This is a genomic window from Myroides sp. LJL115, from assembly GCF_054871665.1.
The window spans coordinates 67002-90908 of sequence record NZ_JBTXLS010000001.1; the positions used below are offsets into that span (position 1 = coordinate 67002).

Below are 23907 nucleotides of genomic sequence, written 5' to 3' on the forward strand. Positions count from 1 at the left end.
AATACCACCAAAAAACTATATTATGGCCCAAGAATTACATAAACAAGAACTAGGATTTGAAACAAATGCGATAAGAACACAAACTCCTAGAACACAAAACAATGAACATTCTGTTCCTTTATACTTAACCTCTAGCTTTGTCTTTGACACAGCAGAAGATATGAGAGCTGTGTTTGCTGAAGAAGTTCAAAAGTATTCTTATTCAAGATATACAAATCCTAATCAAAGTGAACTGGTAGATAAAATAGTTCAAATGGAAAAAGGCGAATCGGGATTTGCTTTTGCCACTGGGATGGCTGGAGTTTACTGCAGTTTATTTCCTTTACTATCTCCAGGTGATCACATTGTTTCTTGCTCAAATATATTTGGTTCAACCCTATCTTTATTTAATAACACATTCCCTCAATGGGGAGTTGAAACTTCTTACTTTGATATCCATTCAACGGATAAAATAAAAAGTTTGATCACCCCAAATACAAAGATATTGTATGCAGAGAGTCCTACTAATCCAGGGGTTGATATCTTGGATTTAGAAGTATTAGGAAAAATAGCAAAAGAGCATAATTTACTTTTTATAGTAGATAACACTTTTGCAACACCATACCTGCAAAATCCAATAAACTTCGGAGCTAATATAGTTATTCACTCTACTACAAAGTTAATCGATGGACAAGGAAGAGTTTGTGGAGGAGTAGTTGTTGGAGATAAAGACTTAATACATAAAATTTATCTTTTCGCTCGTACTATAGGAACTGCCCTATCCCCTTTTAACGCTTGGGTTCTTTCAAAAAGCTTAGAAACTTTAGCAGTTAGAGTAGATAGACATTGCCAAAATGCCCTGCAAATAGCAGAGTTTTTGGAAAATCATCCAAAAATAGAATTTATTAAATACCCTTTCCTGCCGAGCCATCCTCAGTATGAAATTGCAAAAAAGCAAATGAAACAAGGAGGAAATATTGTAGCCATTGGAATAAAAGGAGGTTTACAAGGAGGTAGAGCTTTTTTAGATGCTTTACAAATATGTAGTAGATCTGCTAACCTTGGAGATAGTAGAACAATTGTAACTCATCCAGCATCCACAACACATGCTAAAGTATCTCCAGAAGATAGATTAGCTGCAGGAATAACAGATAATTTAATTCGACTATCTGTTGGATTGGAAAACGCTCAAGATATTATCAACGACCTTAAACAAGCATTAGATGCTAGCTAAAAAGTACTATTAAAAAAGAACATTTAACAACTTAACCAAAATCAAGCCATGTCAACATTAAAAAATAAAACTGATATTAGAAGCCTATTAGAACAAAGAACCCTTGTATTAGATGGAGCAATGGGAACAATGTTACAAGCTTATAAATTTTCAGAAGAAGACTTTAGAGGGGAGCGTTTTGCTGATTTCGCCCATTCTTTAAAAGGAAATAATGATTTACTGTCCTTGACTCAACCTAAAGCTGTTCAAAACGTTCATAGAGAATACCTATTAGCTGGAGCCGATATTATTTGTACAAATACTTTCTGTAGTACCACCATTGCAATGGCGGACTATCACTTAGAAGATTACGTATATGAACTAAATTACCAATCCGCTATTCTTGCTAGACAAGTTGCGGATGAAATCCAACAAACTACACCAGATAAGCCACGTTTTGTTGCTGGTGCTATTGGACCAACAAATAAGACAGCTAGTTTATCTCCTGATGTAAATAACCCTGGATATAGAGCAATCACTTTTGAAGCGCTAAGAACAGCATATAAGCAACAGGCAGAAGCTTTACTCGATGGTGGATGTGATATAATATTAGTTGAAACTATCTTCGATACTTTAAATGCAAAAGCAGCTTTGTTTGCCTTAGATCAAATTCAAGAGGAAAGACAAATTGAAATTCCAATTATGATCTCTGGAACTATTACAGATGCTTCAGGAAGAACTTTGTCGGGGCAAACAGTAGAGGCTTTCCTTATTTCTATTTCCCATATTCCTTTATTGAGTATTGGATTTAACTGTGCATTAGGCGCTGAACAATTGGAACCTTACGTTCAACAATTGTCTAAATACACCAATGTTAGTATCTCTGCCCATCCTAATGCTGGATTACCAAACGCATTTGGAGAATATGACCAGAGTCCGTCAGAAATGAAAGAGTTAATCGATAGTTTTTTAAAGCAAAATCTAGTTCAAATTATTGGTGGATGTTGTGGTACCACACCCGAACATATTAAATTATTAAGTCAAGGTGTTGCCCAGCATGCTAAAGCAAGAGAAGAGTTTCCAAAAGCACAGCCATCTCCAGTATTAGCTTTATCAGGTTTAGAGCCTCTTTATGTAAGTAAGTTAACCAACTTTGTAAATATTGGAGAGCGTACAAACGTTACAGGTTCTAGAAAATTCCTACGCTTAATCAAAGAAGAAAAGTTTGATGAGGCTTTAGCAGTAGCTTTAGATCAAGTGCAAAATGGAGCACAAATCATCGATATTAACATGGATGAAGGCTTATTAGATGGAGTAGAATGCATGGTGAAATTCTTGAACCTAATCGCTTCTGAACCAGATATTTGTAGAGTACCAATAATGATTGATAGCTCGAAATGGGAAATTATTGAAGCAGGTCTTCGTGTAATTCAAGGTAAAGGAGTAGTTAACTCCATTAGCTTAAAAGAAGGAGAAGAGCTTTTTATCGAACATGCAAAATTAATCAAACGTTATGGTGCAGCAACAGTTGTGATGGCTTTTGATGAAAAAGGCCAAGCTGACTCCTTAGCTAGAAGAATAGAGATTTGTGAAAGATCCTATAATATATTAGTTAACAAGGTAGGCTTTGCACCACAAGATATTATCTTCGACCCCAATATTTTCCCAGTAGCCACAGGAATGGAAGAGCATAACAATAATGCCCTTGATTTCTTTTTAGCTACCAAGTGGATTAGAGAGAACTTACCTTATGCAAATGTAAGTGGAGGGGTTAGTAATGTTTCTTTCTCTTTTAGAGGTAATAATACTGTTAGAGAGGCGATGCATGCAGCTTTCCTGTATCATGCCATAAATCATGGAATGAATATGGGAATTGTAAATCCGGAATTACTTGAAGTATATGACCAAGTAGATCCAGAATTACTAGAGTTTGTAGAAGATGTATTATTAAATAGAAGAGAAGACGCAACAGAAAGATTATTAGACTATGCAGAAAGTATAAAAAATGTTGGTCAAACAAAAGAAACCCAAGAAAAAACACAGCAATGGAGAAATGGGGATATACAAGAAAGACTTACTCATGCTTTAGTAAAAGGAGTTGATGCCTATATCTATGAAGATGTGGAACAAGCCCGTTTAAGTGTTAGCCAACCGATTGAAGTAATCGAAGGTTACTTAATGAATGGAATGAATGTAGTTGGTGACCTATTTGGTTCAGGTAAAATGTTTCTTCCTCAAGTGGTTAAGTCTGCAAGAGTAATGAAAAAAGCTGTTGCTTACTTACTTCCATATATTGAAGAGAGTAAAAGATTGAATCAAATCATAGGTTCCCAAAATGCTGGTAAAATTTTAATGGCAACTGTTAGAGGAGATGTACATGATATAGGAAAAAACATTGTTGCTGTAGTTTTAGCTTGTAATAATTATGAAATAATTGATCTTGGAGTAATGGTTTCTCCTGAGAAGATTATAGAAACGGCTATAAAAGAAAAAGTGGACATCATTGGTTTAAGTGGATTAATTACTCCTTCTCTTGATGAAATGGTTCATTTAGCTAAAGAACTACAAAAAATAGATTGCGAAATTCCAGTAATGATTGGTGGAGCAACTACCTCTAGAGTACATACGGCAGTTAAAATTGCTCCTGAATATAATCACACTGTTGTTCATGTTCATGATGCATCAAGATCAGTTACAATTGCAAATAAACTATTACAAAAAGAAATTAATCAAGAATATAAACAAGAATTAAAACAAGAATATGACCAATTAAGAAGTGATTACTTAGGTCGTGCAAGAGACAAAACATATATAACTTTAGAGCAAGCAAGAGCCAATAAGTTTAAAATCGATTGGGAAAACACTCCAATTGCAAAACCAAATTTCATAGGTACTAAGACTATTAGTTGTGAATTATATGAACTATTACCTTATATAGACTGGTCTCCATTTTTTAGATCATGGCAATTATTCGGAAAGTTCCCTCAAATATTGACAGACCCAGTAGTAGGTGCAACCGCTACACAAGTATATGACGAAGCTCTATTGATGTTAGATAAAATAATCCAGGAAAAATGGTTTGAAGCAAGAGGAGTTGTAGGAATCTTTCCAGCAAATCAAGTAAATGACGACGACATCCAACTTTATGACGAGCAAGGAAAGGACTTAGATACATTATTAACCCTACGCCAACAATCTTTGAAAAACGTAAAAGCTCCAAATATTGCACTAGCAGATTTTATAGCTCCGAAAGAAACAAATATTCAAGATTATATAGGCTTATTTGCAGTTACAACTGGATTTGGAGTAGAAGAAAAAGCAAAAATATTCGAACAAGATCTAGATGATTATAATGCCATAATGGTTAAAGCATTAGCCGATAGACTTGCTGAGGCTTTCGCAGAATATTTACACTGGCAAGTAAGAACACAATTATGGGGTTATGATAACCAAGAGCAGTTAAGCAATGAAGAATTAATTAAAGAACAATATACAGGAATTAGACCTGCACCTGGATATCCGGCTTGTCCAGATCACCTAGAAAAAGGAACTATTTGGGATGTATTAGAGGTAGAAGAAAGAATTGGCCTAAAACTAACGGAGAGTTATGCAATGTTCCCTACAGCTGCTGTATCAGGATATTATTTCGCCAATGAAAAAAGCCGCTACTTTGGTTTAGGTAAAATTGATCAAGATCAATTAGAAGATTATGCCTTAAGACGCAATATCTCAATCGAAGAAGCAACAAGATGGCTATCGCCAAACCTAGCCCATACAAACATTAAGCAACCAACAAATTAAGACAATGAAAGTTACAGAACATATAGAAAAAGCAAAAGGTAAAACACAGTTTTCCTTCGAAATATTACCTCCTCTAAAAGGTCAAAACATTCAAAGCATTTTTGATACTATCACCCCATTAATGGAATTTGAGCCTCCATTTATTGATGTTACTTACCATAGAGAAGAGTATGAATACAAAGAAGCATCTAATGGTTTATGGGAAAAAAGAATTGTTAGAAAGCGACCTGGTACAGTTGGTATATGCTCAGCTATTCAAAGTAAGTTCAAAGTAGATGCTATTCCTCATATCCTTTGTGGAGGGTTTACAAAAGAAGAAACAGAAAATTTCTTAATTGATTTAGACTTTCTTGGAATTGATAATGTAGTGGCTTTACGTGGTGATGCGGTTAAAAACCAAACCTATTTTAAAGCAGAGCCAAATGGAAATCAATATGCTTCAGATCTGGTTTTACAAATTGAAAATCTGAACAAGGGTATTTATTTAGATGCAGAATTAGAAAATACAAGTAGAACTAGCTTCTGTATAGGTGTAGCTGGCTATCCTGAAAAGCATATGGAAGCACCAAATTTTGATACAGATTTAAAATATCTAAAACAGAAGATAGACAATGGAGCAGAGTATATTATTACGCAAATGTTTTTTGACAATAATAAATTCTTCGAATTTGTAGAAAAGTGTAGATCAATAGGTATAACCGTACCAATCTTACCAGGGCTAAAACCCTTGGCTACAAAATCTCAACTCAACCTATTACCTCAGCGTTTTAAAGTAGATTTACCAGATGACCTTGTAGCTGAAGTACTCCAAGCTAAAGACAATGCCCAAGTGAAAGAAATCGGTATACAGTGGTGTATTGAACAAAGTAAAGAGCTAATTCAAGCTGGAATTCCTATCCTACACTACTACTCTATGGGACGTTCTGAGAATATTTCTCGAATTATAAAAGGCGCCGTATAATAAATTATTTTTCATTACGCTTGACTTATTTTATTTTAAGTCAAGCGTTTTGTTTTATACTTGATTTGAGGCTAACTTATCTATTTGTTGGGAGTAAAATATTAAGTATTTTTGTTGTACCAACAACCTATAAATTACTTTAATATTATGAGTAATGATTTATTTCAAAGTCCAGATTATTATCATCTAGATGATTTATTAACGCAAGAGCATAAAATCATCCGAGATACAGTTCGAGCTTGGGTAAAACAACAACTGTCTCCAATAATTGATAAGTATGCCCAAGAGGCTATTTTCCCAACAGCTTTAATTCCAGGACTAGCAGAAATTGGAGCTTTTAGCTCTTATTTACCTGTTGAATATGGAGGTCATGGTCTAGATCATATATCCTATGGCCTGATCATGCAAGAAATTGAACGTGGTGACTCTGGTATTCGTTCTACTTGTTCTGTTCAAACTTCTTTAGTGATGAACCCAATCAATGAATTTGGTACCAAGGAGCAAAAGCAAAAGTACTTACCTAAATTAGCTACTGGCCAGTGGATAGGTTGTTTCGGACTTACTGAACCCAACCATGGCTCTGACCCTTCTTCTATGTTAACTAACTTCACCGAAAAAGAAGATCACTATTTACTAAATGGAAGTAAAATGTGGATTTCTAATGCTCCTATTGCAGATATTGCTATTGTATGGGCTAAAAATGAAAAAGGTAGAATACATGGGTTAATTGTAGAGACAAATTTACCTGGTGTATCTACCCCAGAAACTACAGATAAATGGTCCTTACGAGCTTCCTGTACAGGGGAATTAATCTTTGATAATGTGAAAGTTCCAAAAGAAAACTTATTAGTAGGTAAGAGTGGATTAGGTGCTCCTTTACAATGCTTGGACTCTGCTAGATATGGTATTGCCTGGGGAGCTATTGGTGCAGCTATGGATTGCTATGACACTGCATTAAGGTATGCCAAAGAGAGAATCCAGTTTGATAAACCTATCGCAGCTACACAACTACAACAAAGAAAATTGGCTTTAATGATAACTGAAATAACCAAGGCACAATTACTAACTTGGAGATTAGGTGTTCTTAAAAATGAAAACAGAGCTACCTCTGCACAAATATCCATGGCTAAGCGTAATAATGTAGAAATGGCATTAAATATAGCTAGAGAAGCAAGACAAATACTTGGTGCAATGGGGATCAGTGGACATTATCCAATTATGCGACACATGATGAATCTTGAATCTGTGATTACCTATGAAGGAACCCATGACATTCACTTACTCATAACAGGATTAGACATAACAGGTCATAGTGCCTTCAAATAAAATTTTATGTACATAGAACAAGTAAACACCGCTATTGAAAAGCAAAGAGAAATCTTATTAAACCATCCTCTATACAGTAAAATAAAAACCCCAAAAGATCTACAAGTCTTTATGGAAAACCACGTATTTGCTGTTTGGGATTTTATGTCTTTACTTAAAGCATTACAAATTAAGCTTACCTGTGTTTCTATCCCTTGGCAAGCAAGCGAATTTCCGCAAACAAGATATCTAATTAACGAAATCGTTCTAGCAGAAGAATCGGATATTGGCTTTGATGGAAGTAGGCTAAGCCATTTTGAAATGTATACAAAAGCAATGAAAGCTTTAAAGGCAGACACAGTAAAAATAAATAACTTACTAAGTAAATTAAGCACAGGAACTGATTTAAAGGTAGCTATAGATAGTAGTAATTTACCCTTAGCGGTAAAGGATTTTCTAAACTTTACCTTCACCACAATAGAAAGAGGAGAAGCACATGAGATCGCGGCTACATTTACCTTTGGTAGAGAAGATTTAATTCCAGGCATGTTTACAAGTATTTTAAAAGAATTACAGATTAATTTTCCAAACGCTGATTTAAACGAACTGATCTATTATTTTGAACGACATATAGAATTAGATGCAGATGAACATGGCCCAATGGCATTACAAATGGTAAGTGAGCTTTGCGCAGACGATCCTAAAAAATGGGAACAAGTTATAGCAGCGTCGCAAAACGCGCTAGATAAAAGAATTGCACTTTGGGATAGCATTGAAAAACAAATAAATTAACATCTGTTTACTATACCTCCATATAAAAAAGACGTATTTTTGTATTATCTTAAATAAGAAAATAAAAGTTATGACAAATTTAAAAGGACAAAACGCTATTATTACAGGTGGCGGTAGAGGCTTAGGAAAGGCAATGGCTTTAGCTTTTGCTCAACAAGGAATAAATGTAGCTATAACTGGAAGAAATATTCAAACCCTTGAAAGCACTGTAAAAGAATTAGAATCTTTTGGTGTAAAAGCTTTTTATGCAAGTTTTGATGTAAAAGATCAACAAGCTGTTAAACAAAACATTTCTCTTCTTATAGAACAATTAGGAGGTATTGATATTCTTGTTAATAATGCGGGAATAGCAGCATTTGGTTCATTTACGGATATGCCAGCAGATCAGTGGGAAGACATCCTTTTAACTAATGTAATGGGAGTATATAATGTTACTAAAGAAGTATTACCTCATTTAATTGAAAAAAATCAAGGAGACATATTTAATGTTGCATCAACGGCAGGATTAAACGGTAATGCGACTACTTCAGCCTATTCAGCATCTAAATTCGCTGTTATCGGTATGTCAGAATCTTTAATGAAAGAAGTTAGAAAAAACAATATTAGAGTTTGTACTCTAACACCAAGTACAATTGCTTCTGATATGTCTATTGAATTAGGCTTAACAGATGGTAACCCAGAGCATATTCTTCAACCAGAAGACTTTGCTGAGGTAGTAGTTGCTACATTAAAACTTCCAAGAAGAGCAATGTTGAAAACTGCTTCTTTATGGACTACAAACCCACAGTAATAAAATTCTTACATAATCTAAAAGGGGGCTGTCTCACAATAGAAGACAGCCCATTTTTTTTGCATAAAATTTAGATTTTGCTCGTATATATATAGCTAACTATCCTTTTTAACGTATTTTTTCAACAAAACGCCTCTTAAAATCATTTATTTTTCATAAATTTGATTGAAAATCAATAAATAAAATCGTTATGAAAAAGTTAGTATTATCTCTTGCTGTTTGTGGATTATTATTTTTTACAGTTGCTTGTAAAGATTCAGTCGCAAAAGAAGAAAAAGTAGAGCAAAAAGATGAAGCTCAATTAAGTGAAGACAAAACAGCTCAAGCTGAAGCTGGTGTAAAATTAGAAGAAGCTAAAAAAGCGTTACAAGAGGCAGTTAAGTCAGGAAATGAGGCTGCACAGAAAACGGCACAAGAAGCTTTAGATAAAGCTCAAAAAGTTTGGGACGAACAAAGTCAAAAAGTAAAAGAGCAAGCGAGCAAAGTTGCTGAAGACATTAAAGAAGTAGCTAAGGATAAAGCTGAGGAAGCTAAACACCAAACAGAGGAAGCTACTAAAGCATTAAAAGAGAAGGCTAATGAAACAGCTGATAACTTAAAAGACAAAGCTAATGAAACAGCTGATAACTTAAACGATGCTAAAGAAGACGCTAAAAAAGGATTGAAAAATGCTGTTCAAGACTTAAACAAATAATAGAAAGGGAGTCTTAAGGCTCCCTTTTTTACTTTAAACTTCTTTGTTTATTTAAATTTTCGTAATTTAATAAAGATTAAGAATTTACTTCAAAGGTGGTTTTTCTATTACTTTTTTAAATTACAATATAAAATATATCAATAATAAAAACTACTTTCCTTTCTAAAGGATAACTACTTTTACATTAATAAAAAACATATTATGAAATTAAATATCGGATTATCCCAAGACATACGTAAGACTACTGTAGAAACTTTATCTAAATTAGTTGCTGATGAATTCGTATTATTTACAAAAACTAGATCAGCGCACTATAATATAGAAGGCATAGATTTTCACGCAATGCATGTCTTCTTTGAAGAACAATATACTCAAATTGAAGAAAATGTAGATGCAATTGCTGAACGTATCCGTCAACTTGGATTCTACGCTCCATCTTCTTTAAAACAATACATTGAGCTAACTCAATTAAAAGAAGTTACAAATACAAGTGATAATAAATCAAGCTTTTGGATTAAAGAACTTTTAAATGATCATGAAACTATTATTAATTTCTTACGTGATAACATTGAGACTATTAATGATGTAAATGATATTGGGACAGCTGATTTTTTAACCGCACTTCTAGAATCACATGAGAAACAAGCTTGGATGCTTAGAGCTCATATAGCTTAATCAACATTATATTGGGTTTGTCTTTTTAGGCAAACCTTTTTTTACACTTTTAATTTTTCGAATTGTCAAAATATAAGTCCCTATGAGAAAAATACTTATGCTTGCTGGTTTGGTTTTAATTGCTTGGGCATGTGAAACAAACAAAACCCAAGAGGATGAAACTTTAGAATTTCAAAAAGAATTAAATCAGGAGTTCTCCAATGCAAAGACCTCACCTTTACCAAAAGATGCTTTAAAAAACTTTAAGTCTTTAGATTTTTTCCCTGTAGATAAAGATTTTATTATAGAAGGTCAGATAAAAGCGACCCCAGAGGAAAAGCCCTTTGAAATGTTAACTACCACAAATAGAAGACCATTTTATAGAAAATATGGAGAAATAACTTTTCAATACCAAGGGAAAAACTATGTATTAGATGTATTTCAAGATTTGGCTCTAATCCAAGACCAGCAATATGCTAATTATTTATTCTTGCCATTTACTGATTTAACCTCAGGAGTTACTTCTTACGGTGGCGGTAGGTATTTGAACTTAACTATACCTCAAGAAAATAATATCATCTTGAACTTTAATAAAGCATATAATCCCTATTGTGTATATAATCCAAAGTACTCTTGTCCAATTCCACCAGAGCAGAACTTTTTAAATTTTGAAGTTAATGCCGGAGTTAAAGATTATTCCTACTAATAGGATTAAAATAAAAAAGGATGCAATTTTGCATCCTTTTCTATTTTTAAGATAATTTGGTTTATTTCTTTAAAGAAGTTACTCCCATGTTATATAATGTAAAAGCCTGTAGATCTACATTCTCTTGGATTGTTTGTTTAACTGATTTACCTGCACCATGCCCTGCATTTGTTTCGATACGGATTAACACTGGGTTTTTACCAGTATTATGCTCTTGAAGAGCTGCAGCGAACTTGAAGCTATGAGCTGGAACAACTCTATCATCATGATCACCTGTAGTAACCATAGTCGCTGGGTAATCTACTGATTTTACGTTATGTAATGGTGAATATCCTAATAAATATTCAAACATTTCTTTACTGTCTTCTGAAGTACCATAGTCATATGCCCAACCAGCTCCTGCTGTAAAAGTGTGGTAACGTAACATATCTAAAACTCCAACTGCTGGTAAAGCAACTTTCATTAAGTCTGGTCTTTGAGTCATAGTAGCACCTACTAATAATCCTCCATTAGAACCACCTTTAATAGCTAAGAAATCAGAAGAAGTATAATTTTGAGCAATTAGATACTCTCCTGCAGCAATAAAGTCATCAAAAACATTTTGTTTTTGTAACTGTGTACCTGCAACGTGCCATTTCTTTCCATACTCTCCTCCACCTCTAAGGTTTGGAACAGCATAAACTCCACCATTTTCTAACCAGATTGCATTTGCAATGTTAAAAGAAGGAGTTAAGCTAATATTGAATCCTCCATAAGCATAAAGCATAGTTGGGTTCTTACCGTTTAATTCTATTCCTTTCTTATAAGTAATAATCATTGGTACCTTAGTTCCATCTTTAGAAGTATAGAATACTTGTTTTGACTCATATAAAGAAGGATCGAAGTTTACTTTTGGTTGATCATACACACTAGAATCTCCATTTTTAGCATTGTATGCGTAAATTGTTCCAGGAGTAATGTAATTTGTAAAAGAATAGTAAAGAGTTTCTTGATCTTTTTTACCACCAAAACCACTAGCTGTTCCTAATCCAGGTAACTCAATATCTCTTACTAATTGACCATGATAGTCATATTGTTTAACAGCTGTAACTGCATCTTGTAAATAAGAGGCAAAAATATAACCTGCACCTTTAGACGCTTTTAATACATTTTCTGTTTCTTTAATAAAGTCTTTCCAGTTAGATTGTTGTGGAGCAGAAGCTTCAACAGTCACAACTTTAGAATTAGGAGCGTTAAAGTCTGTTACAATAAATAACTTACCATCACGGCTATCTAATACCCCATTATGGCTATCAAAGTTATCTACTAAAGTAACGATTGGACTGTTAGCTATACGTAAATCCTTAACATAAAGCTCATTTCCATAAGTTGAATTTGCAGCAGTAATAACTAAGAATTGGTTATCTCCTGTTACACTTCCACCTACATAACGTCTCTTCTTATCGTTACCAAAGATTAATTCATCTTGACTTTGCTTGGTATCAAGTTTATGGTAATATAATTTATGTTGATCTGTTTTTGCAGATAATTCACTTCCTTCTGGTTTATCATAACTAGAATAATAGAACCCATCATTTCTAAGCCAAGACACTCCACTAAACTTCACATCCACTAAAGTATCTCCAATGCGCTCTTTTGTATTTGTATCAATTACGATAACTTTTCTCCAGTCACTTCCTCCTTCTGAAATAGCATAAGCCAACTTACTACCATCTTCAGAAAAGTCAAGGCCTCCTAATGATGTAGTACCATCTTTAGAGAAATTATTTGGATCTAGAAAAACTTCTTGGTTACCATCTTTATCTTTTCTATATAAAATAGATTGATTTTGTAATCCATCATTTTTGAAAAAATATGTATAAGCCCCTTCTTGGAATGGTGCTCCTATTTTCTCGTAATTCCAAGCTTTTTCCATTTGTTGCTTTAAATCGTCACGGAAAGGAATCTTAGATAGATAATCGAAAGTTAACTTGTTTTCAGCTTTAACCCAAGCTTCAGTATCAGAAGAACGGTCATCCTCTAACCAACGGTAAGGATCCTTAATATCCTTCCCAAAATAGTTATCAACCACTTCTCCCTTTTTAGTTTCAGGATAAGTAATTTGGCTATGTTCTGCATCGTGTTTCTTATCGTTACAAGACATTACAACAGCAGCTACCAAAAGTGTCATTAATGATTTTTTCATTTTTTTAGGGTAATTAATAGTTTGAAAAACAAATATAATTAAATATATAATGAATCATAACTATACTCTTTAATAAAACTAAAGTAAAGCACTAAAATTTACTTAATTATAACAAAAATCAATTATTGCTATTCTGTTTTTTTAACAATTTCAAAATTAGTAGATCCTATACTTTGATTCCCCATTAAATCTAAAACTTTCACTACAAGCTTATAATTCCCAGGTTCAGAATTTTCCGGAATAAGTATCTGATTATTCTCTACTTCAAATTCTTTAAAACCATATACTTCTTTAAAAGTCCTATTGTAAAAAAACTCAATTTCCTCATGATCCTCTCCCTCTTCGTGATCGTGGTCGTGATCGTGGTCGTGATCGTGGTCGTGGTCATGGTGAGCAGGGACAATATCAATATTATAACTTCCTAAAGCTTGGTTATCTCCTAAAGTCATTTTTATATAAAGGTTTTGACCTTTAATCCATTCTGAATCCATAACGGGGGTTATGATTTGTATAAATGGAGGCTGAGTATCCACATCATCAGATGCATTCAGGCAAGAGGTACAAGTAAGTAAAATCCAACTTATACCTAGAAAAAATTTTATAATAGTTCTCATTAATTTTATTTTAAAAAGGAATACTTACATTAACTTGGATAGATCTACCTGGTTGTGGTATATCTAGAGTTCTATAAAAGCTAGTATGACTAAGATTTTTACGATTCAATAAATTACTTATTGAAACACTAGTATTAAAAACTAATTGGCCAAGTGTAATCTTACTATTAACTCCTGTAGTTAAATTTAATGCACTTGGAGTAGGAAGCTCTGCTTGTGCGATTCTATTTTGTCGCGCAAACCACTTGGCATTAAAAAACAAGCTATTATTTTTAAAACTATGTAGGTCCTTTAAACTATATTCAACTTGAGTGAAGTTATTTAAAGGGATTGAAAATGCTAAGGGATAGTTTGTCTTTTTATCTTTAGTTATTTGTTGGGTATAATTGTATTCGAGAATATTTGTAAGGCGGATATTTTTGAACAAATTGATTTCTAACTCTAATTCAAAGCCACTTAATATTGCTTTAGTCTGAGAGTATTGATAGATCTGACCACTATCAGGAACCACTGAAAATTCCCCACTGGGTCTTAGATAAATATAGTTAGTAAAATAATACAAAAACGGACTAAAGCCAATTGCAAACTTTTGCCTTTCTACTTTAACATTCATATCTACTACAAATCCTCTTTCGGGATCAAGGTCTAAACTCCCTTTTTCAAAGCGATAAGCCCCATGATGTACCCCATTGGAACTTAACTCCATTGGCGTTGGGAATCTAAAGGTACTTCCTAGAGTCATTGCTAATACAGTACTTTGTGTCCACTTATAATTTAGACCTAACATGGCATTGAAGCTACTATAGGTCTTACTAAAGTCTTGGGAACGCTGGCCATATTGTAGGGCGGTTTGCTCATTATAGCCTTGTTGTAATAAATAATCATACAGACTTTGATCAAAAAATGAATCCGTATCTATAGAAGCAATATCAAATCGAACTCCTCCTTCAAGGGTAACTTTTGAGTTTAAATAATAGGAATAAGTAGCAAATAGTCCGATATTATCTTTTCTGTATTTAGGTAAAAGGAAACCATATCCATCAATTGTATTGTCTTGATATAAATAAGAAGCTCCTAACTTTACTTGGTGATTTTCAGCAGAGATATTCTCTACTACAATAGAGGTTTCTACTGTGCTTAAATTAAATTCCACTTCTAAATTTGGATCTGATTTTGAATCTAGTTGTCCCCCACTATGACTATGAAACTCATTCTTTTCTTGTCGTAAATTATTTTGGAAAGACCCCATTACTTTCAGAGTAGTATTATCCGATAAGAAATAACGCCAATTGTTAACTACTTTGAAGTGATTAACACTTTGATTGGGCATAGCAATATATCGTGCCCCTTTTCCAGACTTATCTAAATCCATTTCATCCATAGCATGTGAGCCAGGAAAAAAGCCACTTTTCTCATAAAAGTTACTCACTGTCAAGATATTTTCCCACTTTTCTTCTACATAGCCTATTTGTCCTGATAATGCTAAATTGCGTCCTGCTGAATTAACAACTCTGTTATTCTTAAGGGGTATCTTGGTATCCAAATAAAGGATCTGCTTAGTTGGCACCTTATAATCCGCGTAGTCAAAAGCACTCACATTAAATTTAAAAAAAGTTTTTTCACCTCTACCTTTAAGTTGCAGTACTCCTCCATAAGAATCGTTGACACTTTGTGTTAATACGTGAAAGTTTCCACTAAAGGAGTCTCTCTCGGGAATCTGTTCGTTATCAACTTTTACTACCCCACTAATGGCATCACTTCCATAAAGTATAGTACCCACCCCTTTTATAATGCTTATTTTTTCGTTTGCAAACATATCGATCTCCAATCCATGATCTGCTCCCCATTGTTGACCTTCTTGTTTACTCCCATTTTGAGCAACTACCAAACGATTAAAGCCTAAACCTCTTATGGTAGGTTTTGAAGCCCCGGCACCTATATCCATGGAATTCATTCCCGCAATATTATCCAAAGACTTAGCTAGTGATCCTTGATAATTTTTCTGTAGTTTGTTTACTCTAAAATCTTGAATATTGCCCAAATGTGGATTTTCATAGGCTGCAGAAATAACAATATCTTCTAAAAAATATTGCTCCAAGTCTAATACAATTTGCTTGTAAATTGGTTTATCCACCTTTACAAAATCACTTACAGAACTAAAACCTATAAGTTCTACCTTTAAAGAATCTTGTACTTCTTCTTGAAATAAAAAGTTGTATTCCCCCTTTTCATTAGCCCAGGTAGAATTAGTCCCAAAGCTAACTTTAGCCCCTGGTAAAACATGTCCATAAGTGTCCTTTACAGTACCTTTTAAAGAAAAGTCTTGTGCAAAAACATTTATAGAAAATACCAGAGAGCTTACTAATAATGTAACTCTCATGTTAAAAATAAAATAGATTAAAAAATACTCCTAAGACATAAATCTTAAGAGACAATACCTTTTTTAACCTAAAACAGGAGGGGCTCGTAAACTAAAATAGATATGAGAAAGCTTGACAAATCGCTCACATTCTAACTGTTGCTTTTTAAGGATATAATCTACTTGCAGCTGTTCTAACTCTAAAGCACTACTTAGAATTAATGGACTCAGCATATTATCACAAACAAAACAATGATCTAAATAACCGTGGTCTTCTTGCCATTGAAATTCAGAACTATTATTACGAGATTGTGTAAAATGCTCATGAGTACCGTGTGTAGATTGGTACTCTTTTATGGACAAAGTATGTTCAATAGCGTGCATACCTTGAAAAACAAAGATAAACATACATGCAAAAGCAAGTAGGATTCGCGATATGTACTTCGTTTTAAGCATAAAGCAAATATATAGAAGATTTTCTACATCTGTGTTAACTACAAGTAAAATTATAACACTAGCATCTCTATTGTTAATTCACTTTGTTACCTTTGCTATTATTAAATTAAAATTCATGAATAGTAAACTAATTGGGAGTATTTTAATCATCGCCGGCTCTAGTATTGGAGCTGGAATGTTAGCTATGCCAATTACATCAGCTGGTGTAGGCTTTATTGGAACTTGTATTCTATTATTTATAATATGGTTCACAATGTGCTATACTTCTTTATTAATGGTAGACATTTATGATTTCAATTCTCCAGGAGACGGTTTCGATACATTAACACGAAAATATGCTGGCTTTTTTACCAATCGGATAGCTGGTCTTAGTTTAATGTTCTTAATATACGGACTCACAGCAGCCTATATGACAGGTGGAGGAGCAATTTTCAAAACTAATATCGATTTATTATTCCAAACAGATTTTGATAGTAGGTTAGCTATTGTATTATTCTCCCTATTATTTAGTACCATAGTTGTTATCGGAACAAAAAGTGTTGACTTTATAACTAGAGGATTATTTGGTTTAAAAATTATCTTCCTTGCAGCCTTAGTATTTTTGATGACTCCTCTGATTAAAGGAAATTATTTATTATCCATGCCTTTGTCACAAGGAGCTGTAATTACAGCAATACCAGCCATATTTACTTCTTTTGGTTTTCATGGAAGTATTCCAAGTATTGTACAATACTTAGATGGTAAAAAGGGATTACTAAAGAAGGCCTTTATTTTAGGTAGCGCTCTTCCTCTTATTATCTATTTAATCTGGCAAGTAGTAGTACTTGGAAGTTTAGACCAGAGCAGCTTTATGCAAATTGTCACTCAGAATCTAGGTTTAGAATCACTTATAATGAGTATAAGAGAAATGTCTAATTCTCCCTGGATTGAGACTTTGTTCAGCTTTTTTGCAGCTGCAGCATTAGGAACATCCTTCTTAGGGGTAAGTATTGGTTTATTTGATTATTATAAAGATGTGTTAGCAAAGCGTTTTACCAAACAAACATTAGCTGGTGCTTCAGGTATAATTACCTTCTTACCCCCTCTAGCTTTTGCTTTATTTTATCCTACTGGATTTATCGTGGCATTAGGTTATGCGGCAATAGCAGGAGTAATCCTAGCGCTAATAATTCCCTGTATTTTATTTGTAAAGGCAATGCGATTTCATAATCGACCAATATCTATATTTACTTATTGTATGATTTCATTGGCTTTCTGTTTATCCATCTTAATTACCTTAGCTCAATTAATTATAGTTAACAATGCTTAATAAGCAAGTATTAATTAAATCAAAATAAAAACCCAATGTATTGTGAATTTATCATAACACAATGTAATTTACAGTTAATTGTCTTATAATTAAGGTATATTTATGATATAAAAACAATCCTTCTAAGCTAGCTTTTGTAATTTTACAAATAATTTTTAGCCAGAATGTTTAATGCAAAAAATATATCTATGTATATTGGTTTGTATACTTTTCATACCCATAAGTACAATTGCACAAACCCAAGATAGTTTACCTAAAGACCCCAACTTTTTTAAGCGCTTAGTTACCTACTTCGAAGAAGCCCAAAAAGATAAATCTGTCAATAAATTTGATTTATCTTTTATAGGTGGACCGAGTTATTCTCCCGACACTAAATTAGGTATCGGAATTATGGCATCAGGTCAGTACCGATTAGATAAGACAGATTTTGATTTACCTCGCTCTGGAGTTTCTATTTATGCAAGTATCACAACAAATGGTTTTCATTCTGTAGGAATAGAAAACACCTCGTTTTTTCCACAAGATAAATATCGTGTTTACTATGACATGAAGTATTCCTATATGCCTACACAATATTACGGTATTGGCTATGAAAAAGGTCAGCAAGGAAATTTCACCAAATACGATGAATACCAATTCGATTTAGATGCAGATCTTTTGAGAAAAATAATGGATAATACTTATGTTGGAATCAATTTTTCTGCCCATAACTATAACTCAAAAAGATTTGAAGACCCTTCCTTTGTACAAGGAGAAATCCTAAATAATACTGCAATTGGTGTTGGGTATTTATTATCCTATGATTCTAGGGATTTTATTCCTAACCCTTACAAAGGAGTATACTTAAATTTAAGTCAAGTGTTCTACACCAAGTTGTTAGGTAGTACCTCCAATTTCTCCAAATTAGAATTTACTTCTCGTTTTTATAAACAAATAAGACCAAAAACTATTATTGCCTTTGATTTTAATGCTATCTTTAATAATGGCCAAGTCCCTTGGAGTATGCTTTCTAAGGTAGGAGGCGCAAGACAAATGAGAGGGTATTATTTAGGGCAGTATCGCGATAAAAAGCAATTAAACACACAAGTTGAACTTCGTCAAAATATCTTTAACCGTCATGGCATAGTACTTTGGGCAGGAGCTGGAAATGTATTCAACAAAACAAATAATTTCCGTTGGAATCAAACTCTAACCAATTATGGAATTGGTTACCGTTGGGAGTTTAAAAATAGAATCAATATTCGTTTGGATTATGGTCTTACCAAAGGTCACAACGGATTTTACTTTAATATAAATGAATCTTTTTAGAAAATAATAATGTCAAAAGCACGAAGTACATTGTTGCAGAAATTACCATCTTCTGATTTTTCCTTGTTATACTATATTATCCTTAATATGGTACCAAGCTTATATTTTTTGTTCAGTGAGCCTTTAAATTTCCCTGGAAAGGTTACAATTGTTTTATTCCCACTGTCTTTACTTTGTTTAATCTATTGTATTTTCAAAAATCCTGGAATAACTACTTTGGTATTATTCCCTCTCATTTTCTTACATTCTTTCCAAATTGTTTTATTCTATATATTTGGTCAGGAGGTAATAGCCTCGGATATGTTTTTAAATGTAGCTACTACAAATTCTTCAGAAATTCAGGAACTACTCGGAAGCTTGATACCTTCTATTGCACTAGTATGTATTTTATATATACCAGCATTAATGCTAGCTTATAAACAAATAAGGGCAAAGAGCACAATCCAAAAATCTACAGTAAAAAGACTATTCAAACTAGGTATTATACTACTTATGAATAGCATAATAGCTTCGTTTTTTTCGAATTATTCTCCGACTAATTCGTTTTCATTTAAAGATAATGTCTATCCATATAATGCTCTTTATAATTTAAATTTCGCTATAAACAAATCAATTAGAATAAAAAACTATCCCGTAAGCTCACAAGATTTTGATTTTAAAGCCAAAACAAAACCTCAAGATAAAAGACAGGTGTATGTTTTAATTATTGGAGAAACTAGCAGGGCGGATAATTGGTTTTTATACAACTATCACAGAGATACTAATCCACTTTTAAGTCAGCAAGAAAACCTTATAGTCTTCCAAGATGTGCTAACCCAAAGTAATGCTACCCATAAAAGTGTTTCTATCTTACTATCCGATGTTGGGGCACAAGACTATGATCAGATATATACGAGAAAAGGAATATTTGAAGCTTTTAAACAAAGTGGCTTTAAAACAATCTGTTTGTCAAATCAAGCAGAAAATAATTCTTTCATTGAATACTTTACTAAACAAGCTGATCTTTTTTATACCATAAGACAAACAGATCCAACCACAAGAATAACCCAAAATGCATGGGATCAGGATTTACTACCATTATTAAAGCAATACATAGATACCACAACAGAGGATTTATTTATTGTTTTACATACCTATGGTTCCCACTTTAATTATAGTCAAAGGTACAAGAAGGACTTTTCTGTTTTTCAACCAGACCATGTAACAAAAGTAGATGTAGACCATAAAGAGACCCTTGTAAACGCTTATGACAATACGATCTTAAGTACGGACAATTTTATTTATCAGACCATACAGGCCCTTGATTTATATCCCTACATAAGCACAATTATGTATATTTCTGATCATGGAGAAGATTTATTTGATGATCAAAGAAATAGATTTTTACACTCTTCTCCCACCCCTACCTATTATCAACTAAGAGTACCAATGCTAGTGTGGTATTCTCAAAATTATAAATTAGAAAATCCACATAAAGTAGATCAGCTATTAAGCAATCAAAGCACACCAATTTCCAGTAACGCTGTCTTTCACACCATAATTGATTTAGCAAATATCACCACCCCTTACTTGCAGCGAGATTTGGCACTGAGCGATTCTACCTTTCAAATAAAACCAAGGGTTTATTTAAATGATCATGACAAGGCAATATTATATCAGCAACTAAATCTAAAACAAGAAGATTTATTGATGTTCAACAAAAACAATATAAAGAATTGATAAGCTATGAAAGTTCACCTACACTTTAGATTTCTATTGATTTTTTCCTTACTATATTGCATTGGGCTTTGTGCTCAACATACAGAGCCTATTGCTTATGGAGATATGGACAAATGGATGGTCAGAGAAGTAAAAGAATCCTTTATCATTGGGGGTAAAACCCAGTATATTTATTCTTTAACAGACATACAAGATACTTTGAAGGACAACACCCCCTATGTAGATACTACCTCCCCTTGGGCTACCTCTTCTGTTCTGGCTGTTGTTAGCGGAATTACCAAAGCTAGTGTTACTGTCTTTCCAGAACAAAGAAATAATTCTATGGCAGCTAGATTAGAAACTAAAATCGAAAGAGTCAAAGTATTGGGTATTATTAATATTAATGTTTTAGCTAGTGGCACATTATTTCTAGGACAAATGAATGAACCTATTACCGATACGAAAAATCCACAAAGTAAGCTAATCACAGGAATAGAGTTTAACAAAAAACCCATTGCATTACAGTATGACTATAAAGTAATAACAGGCGGACCATCTAGAAAAGTCAATGGAATGGGAAACGGTACTTTAACCAAAGACAACGATATGGCCGAAGTTCATATTTTACTACAACATAGATGGGAAGATGAGCAAGGAAACGTTTATGCTAAACGAGTAGCAACGGGCTGGGAGAGATTTGATAAGCCACAAGAAAATTGGAAAAATTCCCATCAGCTTACTCTACATTATGGAGATATTACCAATCAGAATTACTATAAAGATTATATGGCCCTAAGAGATAAGCAAGAGCCTTATTATACAAAAAATAGCAAAGGGCAGATGGTCCCTATTCAAGAAGTAGAGTGGGCAGATAAGCAAGAGTCAGTAACTCACTTAATCCTTCAGTTTTCTTCCAGCAATGGTGGTGCGTATATAGGAAATACAGATAGCCGCTTATGGATTGATAATGTAAAATTAGTTTACCCATAAAAAAAGGTTGAACCAAGAGGTTCAACCTTTTTTTATATATAAATAGAATATTTTGCTTAAAGCTTTATATCAACATGACGATCTGGCTCTCCATATTGGTTAGCGTACTCATCTGATTTTAAAAGTAAAAAGACAAAAACAACTATACTTCCAATTCCTGTAAGACAAAGTAATAACCACCAAGGACTCTTATTTGTATCATGCAGTCTTCTTACTATATATCCTAAGGAAGGTAAGAATAGAGCTAAAGAGAATAAACTCCCAAACAATTTAAATCCAATAAGATAATCAACGATTGCTAATGGAATACTAATTAAAAACGAGATCAGAACAAAAGTCCAGTAGTTTCTTCTACTAGCACGGCCATCAAAATCAATATAATGCTTTTTGATAGTTTCTACGTATTGCTTTATCATAAAAACAGCTAATTAAATTATACACTTACTAATAAGTGTAAATGTATAGATAAATTAACATAATACAATACTATTTAATTAGATTATTTTCTAATACTATCGTGACTATGGCTTGGAATACCATTGTTCCACAAAGTTAAAATATCTGTAGCTACCATAGCACCACTTCCCGACGCAATGCTTAACTGGCTAGCATGTCCAGCTAAAGTCCCACAAACATAAAGATCTTCATCTACTTTATGGTCGATATTTTTTAGCTGTATTCTATTTTTACTAGCAAGAGATTTTTTATGTGGCTGAACATACTCCATCAAACCTTCAATTTTAAAACTTCCACTAGAATTAACTGCAACTACTATAGTCTTACTTTTATAGGTATTGAAGTTAGTAGATACAAGCCAGTAGTTCTCTAACTTTTCTACCTTTAATACTTTCTCTCTTGGAATTTGCACAACATTAGGGTAATACTCTAGATCTCTAATGCTTTGCTCTAATAGAGATCTACCTAAGGTACCTTGAGTTACGCCATAGGCGTTATAAAAAACAGCTTCTTGTAACATAGAAGCTTTCTGGTGCATGATAATACCTATCTTCTTTTCACTTGCGTATGCTTTGTGTCCAGAACTAGCTAAAACTAGGGCACAAGAAACCCCGGAGGCACCCCCTCCAAAAATTAATACATCAAATATTTTCATTTGAAATACTACTTTACTTTACTATCGATTAGCTTAGCCATTTTAAAAATCAAAAGAATACAAATCCCACATAATAGGGCTACAATTCCGATTAAAGCAATTAAACTATCTCCTTGAAATAAGTTATTAAAATCTAACATTGTTATATTAAAAACAATTAAAGCTAAAATAACAATACCTGCTATGTACGAAAATATCTTCATTTCTATGATTAATTTTTGAATATTATTGTTCGAAAATACAAAAATATTATCTAGTCAAAGAACCCTTTAACATTACTCATAAATAATTTAACAGCAATTGCTAGTAGTACAATTCCGAAAACCTTTCTAATTACCCCTAGACCACCAGTACCTAGAATAGCTTCAATTTTAGACGAAGAACGAAGGACAATATATACTAAGATTAAATTAACAACAATGGCAACCACAATATTAACAGTTTCATACTCAGCTCTTAGAGACAGAATTGTAGTAAGTACACCTGTACCAGCAATCAAAGGAAAGGCTAAAGGAATAATAGAAGCCGTTCCAGGTGTATCGTCTTTGTAAATACGAATACCTAAAATCATCTCTAAGGCCAAAAAGAATAACACTAATGCGCCAGCAACAGCGAAGGAATGTACGTCAATCCCAATTAAATGTAATAATTGCTCTCCGATAAATAGGAAAGAAATCATAATAGCTGCGGAGACCAAAGTAGCTTTTTTAGACTCTATCTCTCCTACTCTTTTCCTTAAGTCTACAACAATAGGAATTACTCCTAAAATATCAATAACTGCAAACAAAATCATTGTTATAGTTATAGTATCTTTTAAATTAAATTGCATAAAAAACGCTTTAAATTGAAAAAATTAATCGGCAAAAGTAATATAAATATTATAAAGAATAATAACCTAAATAAAGTACTAAAAATAACCAATTTAAATCACCTTTACTTATTCCAATTAAAAATTTAAAACATTATTCTCACATTTCTCAAA

21 protein-coding genes are annotated in these 23907 nt (G+C 33.2%); 13 read left to right on the forward strand and 8 right to left on the reverse strand.

What is annotated here, in order from left to right; all coding sequences use genetic code 11:
• Window positions 1-22: 22 nt before the first annotated feature.
• From ACYSNX_RS00330 to ACYSNX_RS00370, 9 genes are all read left to right on the forward strand, one after another.
• Entirely contained in the window at window positions 23-1213 is a 1191-nt protein-coding gene (locus ACYSNX_RS00330; protein WP_461752692.1) for a trans-sulfuration enzyme family protein, read from the forward strand.
• 48 nt (window positions 1214-1261) lie between these two features.
• Window positions 1262-4993, forward strand: a complete 3732-nt coding sequence (metH, locus tag ACYSNX_RS00335) for a methionine synthase (protein WP_461752693.1) — start codon at window positions 1262-1264, stop codon at window positions 4991-4993.
• A 4-nt stretch (window positions 4994-4997) separates the two neighbouring features.
• On the forward strand, window positions 4998-5954 hold the full coding sequence (gene metF / locus ACYSNX_RS00340; protein ID WP_461752694.1) for a methylenetetrahydrofolate reductase [NAD(P)H]: 957 nt from the start codon (window positions 4998-5000) through the stop codon (window positions 5952-5954).
• Window positions 5955-6101: 147 nt separating this feature from the next.
• Complete coding sequence (locus ACYSNX_RS00345; RefSeq protein ID WP_461752695.1) at window positions 6102-7280, forward strand: acyl-CoA dehydrogenase family protein; 1179 nt, start codon at window positions 6102-6104, stop codon at window positions 7278-7280.
• A 6-nt stretch (window positions 7281-7286) separates the two neighbouring features.
• Window positions 7287-8051, forward strand: coding sequence for a DUF3050 domain-containing protein (locus ACYSNX_RS00350; RefSeq protein WP_461752696.1), 765 nt, complete (start codon window positions 7287-7289; stop codon window positions 8049-8051).
• Between the two features lie 70 nt (window positions 8052-8121).
• Window positions 8122-8841: a 3-ketoacyl-ACP reductase gene (locus tag ACYSNX_RS00355; protein ID WP_461752697.1), complete on the forward strand. Its 720-nt coding sequence runs from the start codon at window positions 8122-8124 to the stop codon at window positions 8839-8841.
• Between the two features lie 190 nt (window positions 8842-9031).
• Window positions 9032-9535, forward strand: a complete 504-nt coding sequence (locus tag ACYSNX_RS00360) for a hypothetical protein (protein WP_461752698.1) — start codon at window positions 9032-9034, stop codon at window positions 9533-9535.
• A 201-nt stretch (window positions 9536-9736) separates the two neighbouring features.
• Window positions 9737-10210, forward strand: coding sequence for a Dps family protein (locus ACYSNX_RS00365; RefSeq protein ID WP_461752699.1), 474 nt, complete (start codon window positions 9737-9739; stop codon window positions 10208-10210).
• A gap of 82 nt (window positions 10211-10292) precedes the next feature.
• Window positions 10293-10895 (forward strand): DUF1684 domain-containing protein, encoded by a 603-nt coding sequence (locus tag ACYSNX_RS00370; protein ID WP_461752700.1) that lies wholly within the window; start codon window positions 10293-10295, stop codon window positions 10893-10895.
• Between the two features lie 61 nt (window positions 10896-10956).
• Here the strand turns inward: ACYSNX_RS00370 and ACYSNX_RS00375 are convergent, their stop codons facing one another.
• From ACYSNX_RS00375 to ACYSNX_RS00390, 4 genes are all read right to left on the reverse strand, one after another.
• Complete coding sequence (locus ACYSNX_RS00375) at window positions 10957-13080, reverse strand: prolyl oligopeptidase family serine peptidase (protein ID WP_461752701.1); 2124 nt, start codon at window positions 13078-13080, stop codon at window positions 10957-10959.
• Window positions 13081-13208: 128 nt separating this feature from the next.
• Entirely contained in the window at window positions 13209-13694 is a 486-nt protein-coding gene (locus tag ACYSNX_RS00380) for a DUF4625 domain-containing protein (protein ID WP_461752702.1), read from the reverse strand.
• 10 nt (window positions 13695-13704) lie between these two features.
• A complete protein-coding gene (locus ACYSNX_RS00385; RefSeq protein ID WP_461752703.1) occupies window positions 13705-16074 on the reverse strand; it encodes a TonB-dependent receptor in 2370 nt (789 codons plus the stop codon).
• Between the two features lie 63 nt (window positions 16075-16137).
• Entirely contained in the window at window positions 16138-16509 is a 372-nt protein-coding gene (locus tag ACYSNX_RS00390; protein WP_461752704.1) for a hypothetical protein, read from the reverse strand.
• 115 nt (window positions 16510-16624) lie between these two features.
• On the opposite strand from ACYSNX_RS00390, the gene ACYSNX_RS00395 reads away from it, so the two are divergent.
• The 4 genes from ACYSNX_RS00395 (at window position 16625) to ACYSNX_RS00410 (ending at window position 21814) form a co-directional block, all read left to right on the forward strand.
• On the forward strand, window positions 16625-17818 hold the full coding sequence (locus tag ACYSNX_RS00395) for an aromatic amino acid transport family protein (RefSeq protein WP_461752705.1): 1194 nt from the start codon (window positions 16625-16627) through the stop codon (window positions 17816-17818).
• Between the two features lie 171 nt (window positions 17819-17989).
• On the forward strand, window positions 17990-19126 hold the full coding sequence (locus tag ACYSNX_RS00400) for a BamA/TamA family outer membrane protein (RefSeq protein ID WP_461752706.1): 1137 nt from the start codon (window positions 17990-17992) through the stop codon (window positions 19124-19126).
• 9 nt (window positions 19127-19135) lie between these two features.
• Complete coding sequence (locus ACYSNX_RS00405; protein WP_461752707.1) at window positions 19136-20845, forward strand: lipid A phosphoethanolamine transferase; 1710 nt, start codon at window positions 19136-19138, stop codon at window positions 20843-20845.
• A 6-nt stretch (window positions 20846-20851) separates the two neighbouring features.
• Window positions 20852-21814, forward strand: a complete 963-nt coding sequence (locus ACYSNX_RS00410; RefSeq protein ID WP_461752708.1) for a PCMD domain-containing protein — start codon at window positions 20852-20854, stop codon at window positions 21812-21814.
• Between the two features lie 56 nt (window positions 21815-21870).
• Here ACYSNX_RS00410 and ACYSNX_RS00415 read toward each other — a convergent pair whose 3' ends face one another.
• From ACYSNX_RS00415 to ACYSNX_RS00430, 4 genes are all read right to left on the reverse strand, one after another.
• Window positions 21871-22230: a DUF805 domain-containing protein gene (locus ACYSNX_RS00415; RefSeq protein ID WP_461752709.1), complete on the reverse strand. Its 360-nt coding sequence runs from the start codon at window positions 22228-22230 to the stop codon at window positions 21871-21873.
• 83 nt (window positions 22231-22313) lie between these two features.
• A complete protein-coding gene (locus tag ACYSNX_RS00420; protein ID WP_461752710.1) occupies window positions 22314-22925 on the reverse strand; it encodes an FAD-dependent oxidoreductase in 612 nt (203 codons plus the stop codon).
• An 8-nt stretch (window positions 22926-22933) separates the two neighbouring features.
• Window positions 22934-23128 (reverse strand): hypothetical protein, encoded by a 195-nt coding sequence (locus ACYSNX_RS00425; protein ID WP_461752711.1) that lies wholly within the window; start codon window positions 23126-23128, stop codon window positions 22934-22936.
• 50 nt (window positions 23129-23178) lie between these two features.
• The gene (locus ACYSNX_RS00430; protein ID WP_461752712.1) at window positions 23179-23754 is read right to left on the reverse strand and encodes a MarC family protein; all 576 of its coding nucleotides are present in this window, start codon (window positions 23752-23754) and stop codon (window positions 23179-23181) included.
• Window positions 23755-23907 lie beyond the last annotated feature (153 nt).

Excerpts from the sequence above, each read along its gene's own strand:
- metH (WP_461752693.1), top strand. The coding sequence starts at position 1,262 with ATGTCAACATTAAAAAATAAAACTGATATTAGAAGCCTATTAGAACAA.
- ACYSNX_RS00355 (WP_461752697.1), top strand. The coding sequence starts at position 8,122 with ATGACAAATTTAAAAGGACAAAACGCTATTATTACAGGTGGCGGTAGA.
- ACYSNX_RS00395 (WP_461752705.1), top strand. The coding sequence starts at position 16,625 with ATGAATAGTAAACTAATTGGGAGTATTTTAATCATCGCCGGCTCTAGT.
- ACYSNX_RS00405 (WP_461752707.1), top strand. The coding sequence starts at position 19,136 with ATGTCAAAAGCACGAAGTACATTGTTGCAGAAATTACCATCTTCTGAT.
- metF (WP_461752694.1), top strand. The coding sequence starts at position 4,998 with ATGAAAGTTACAGAACATATAGAAAAAGCAAAAGGTAAAACACAGTTT.
- ACYSNX_RS00375 (WP_461752701.1), bottom strand. The coding sequence starts at position 13,080 with ATGAAAAAATCATTAATGACACTTTTGGTAGCTGCTGTTGTAATGTCT.
- ACYSNX_RS00390 (WP_461752704.1), bottom strand. The coding sequence starts at position 16,509 with ATGCTTAAAACGAAGTACATATCGCGAATCCTACTTGCTTTTGCATGT.
- ACYSNX_RS00345 (WP_461752695.1), top strand. The coding sequence starts at position 6,102 with ATGAGTAATGATTTATTTCAAAGTCCAGATTATTATCATCTAGATGAT.
- ACYSNX_RS00380 (WP_461752702.1), bottom strand. The coding sequence starts at position 13,694 with ATGAGAACTATTATAAAATTTTTTCTAGGTATAAGTTGGATTTTACTT.
- ACYSNX_RS00370 (WP_461752700.1), top strand. The coding sequence starts at position 10,293 with ATGAGAAAAATACTTATGCTTGCTGGTTTGGTTTTAATTGCTTGGGCA.
- ACYSNX_RS00360 (WP_461752698.1), top strand. The coding sequence starts at position 9,032 with ATGAAAAAGTTAGTATTATCTCTTGCTGTTTGTGGATTATTATTTTTT.
- ACYSNX_RS00430 (WP_461752712.1), bottom strand. The coding sequence starts at position 23,754 with ATGCAATTTAATTTAAAAGATACTATAACTATAACAATGATTTTGTTT.
- ACYSNX_RS00330 (WP_461752692.1), top strand. The coding sequence starts at position 23 with ATGGCCCAAGAATTACATAAACAAGAACTAGGATTTGAAACAAATGCG.
- ACYSNX_RS00350 (WP_461752696.1), top strand. The coding sequence starts at position 7,287 with ATGTACATAGAACAAGTAAACACCGCTATTGAAAAGCAAAGAGAAATC.
- ACYSNX_RS00400 (WP_461752706.1), top strand. The coding sequence starts at position 17,990 with ATGCAAAAAATATATCTATGTATATTGGTTTGTATACTTTTCATACCC.
- ACYSNX_RS00385 (WP_461752703.1), bottom strand. The coding sequence starts at position 16,074 with ATGAGAGTTACATTATTAGTAAGCTCTCTGGTATTTTCTATAAATGTT.
- ACYSNX_RS00420 (WP_461752710.1), bottom strand. The coding sequence starts at position 22,925 with ATGAAAATATTTGATGTATTAATTTTTGGAGGGGGTGCCTCCGGGGTT.
- ACYSNX_RS00425 (WP_461752711.1), bottom strand. The coding sequence starts at position 23,128 with ATGAAGATATTTTCGTACATAGCAGGTATTGTTATTTTAGCTTTAATT.
- ACYSNX_RS00410 (WP_461752708.1), top strand. The coding sequence starts at position 20,852 with ATGAAAGTTCACCTACACTTTAGATTTCTATTGATTTTTTCCTTACTA.
- ACYSNX_RS00415 (WP_461752709.1), bottom strand. The coding sequence starts at position 22,230 with ATGATAAAGCAATACGTAGAAACTATCAAAAAGCATTATATTGATTTT.
- ACYSNX_RS00365 (WP_461752699.1), top strand. The coding sequence starts at position 9,737 with ATGAAATTAAATATCGGATTATCCCAAGACATACGTAAGACTACTGTA.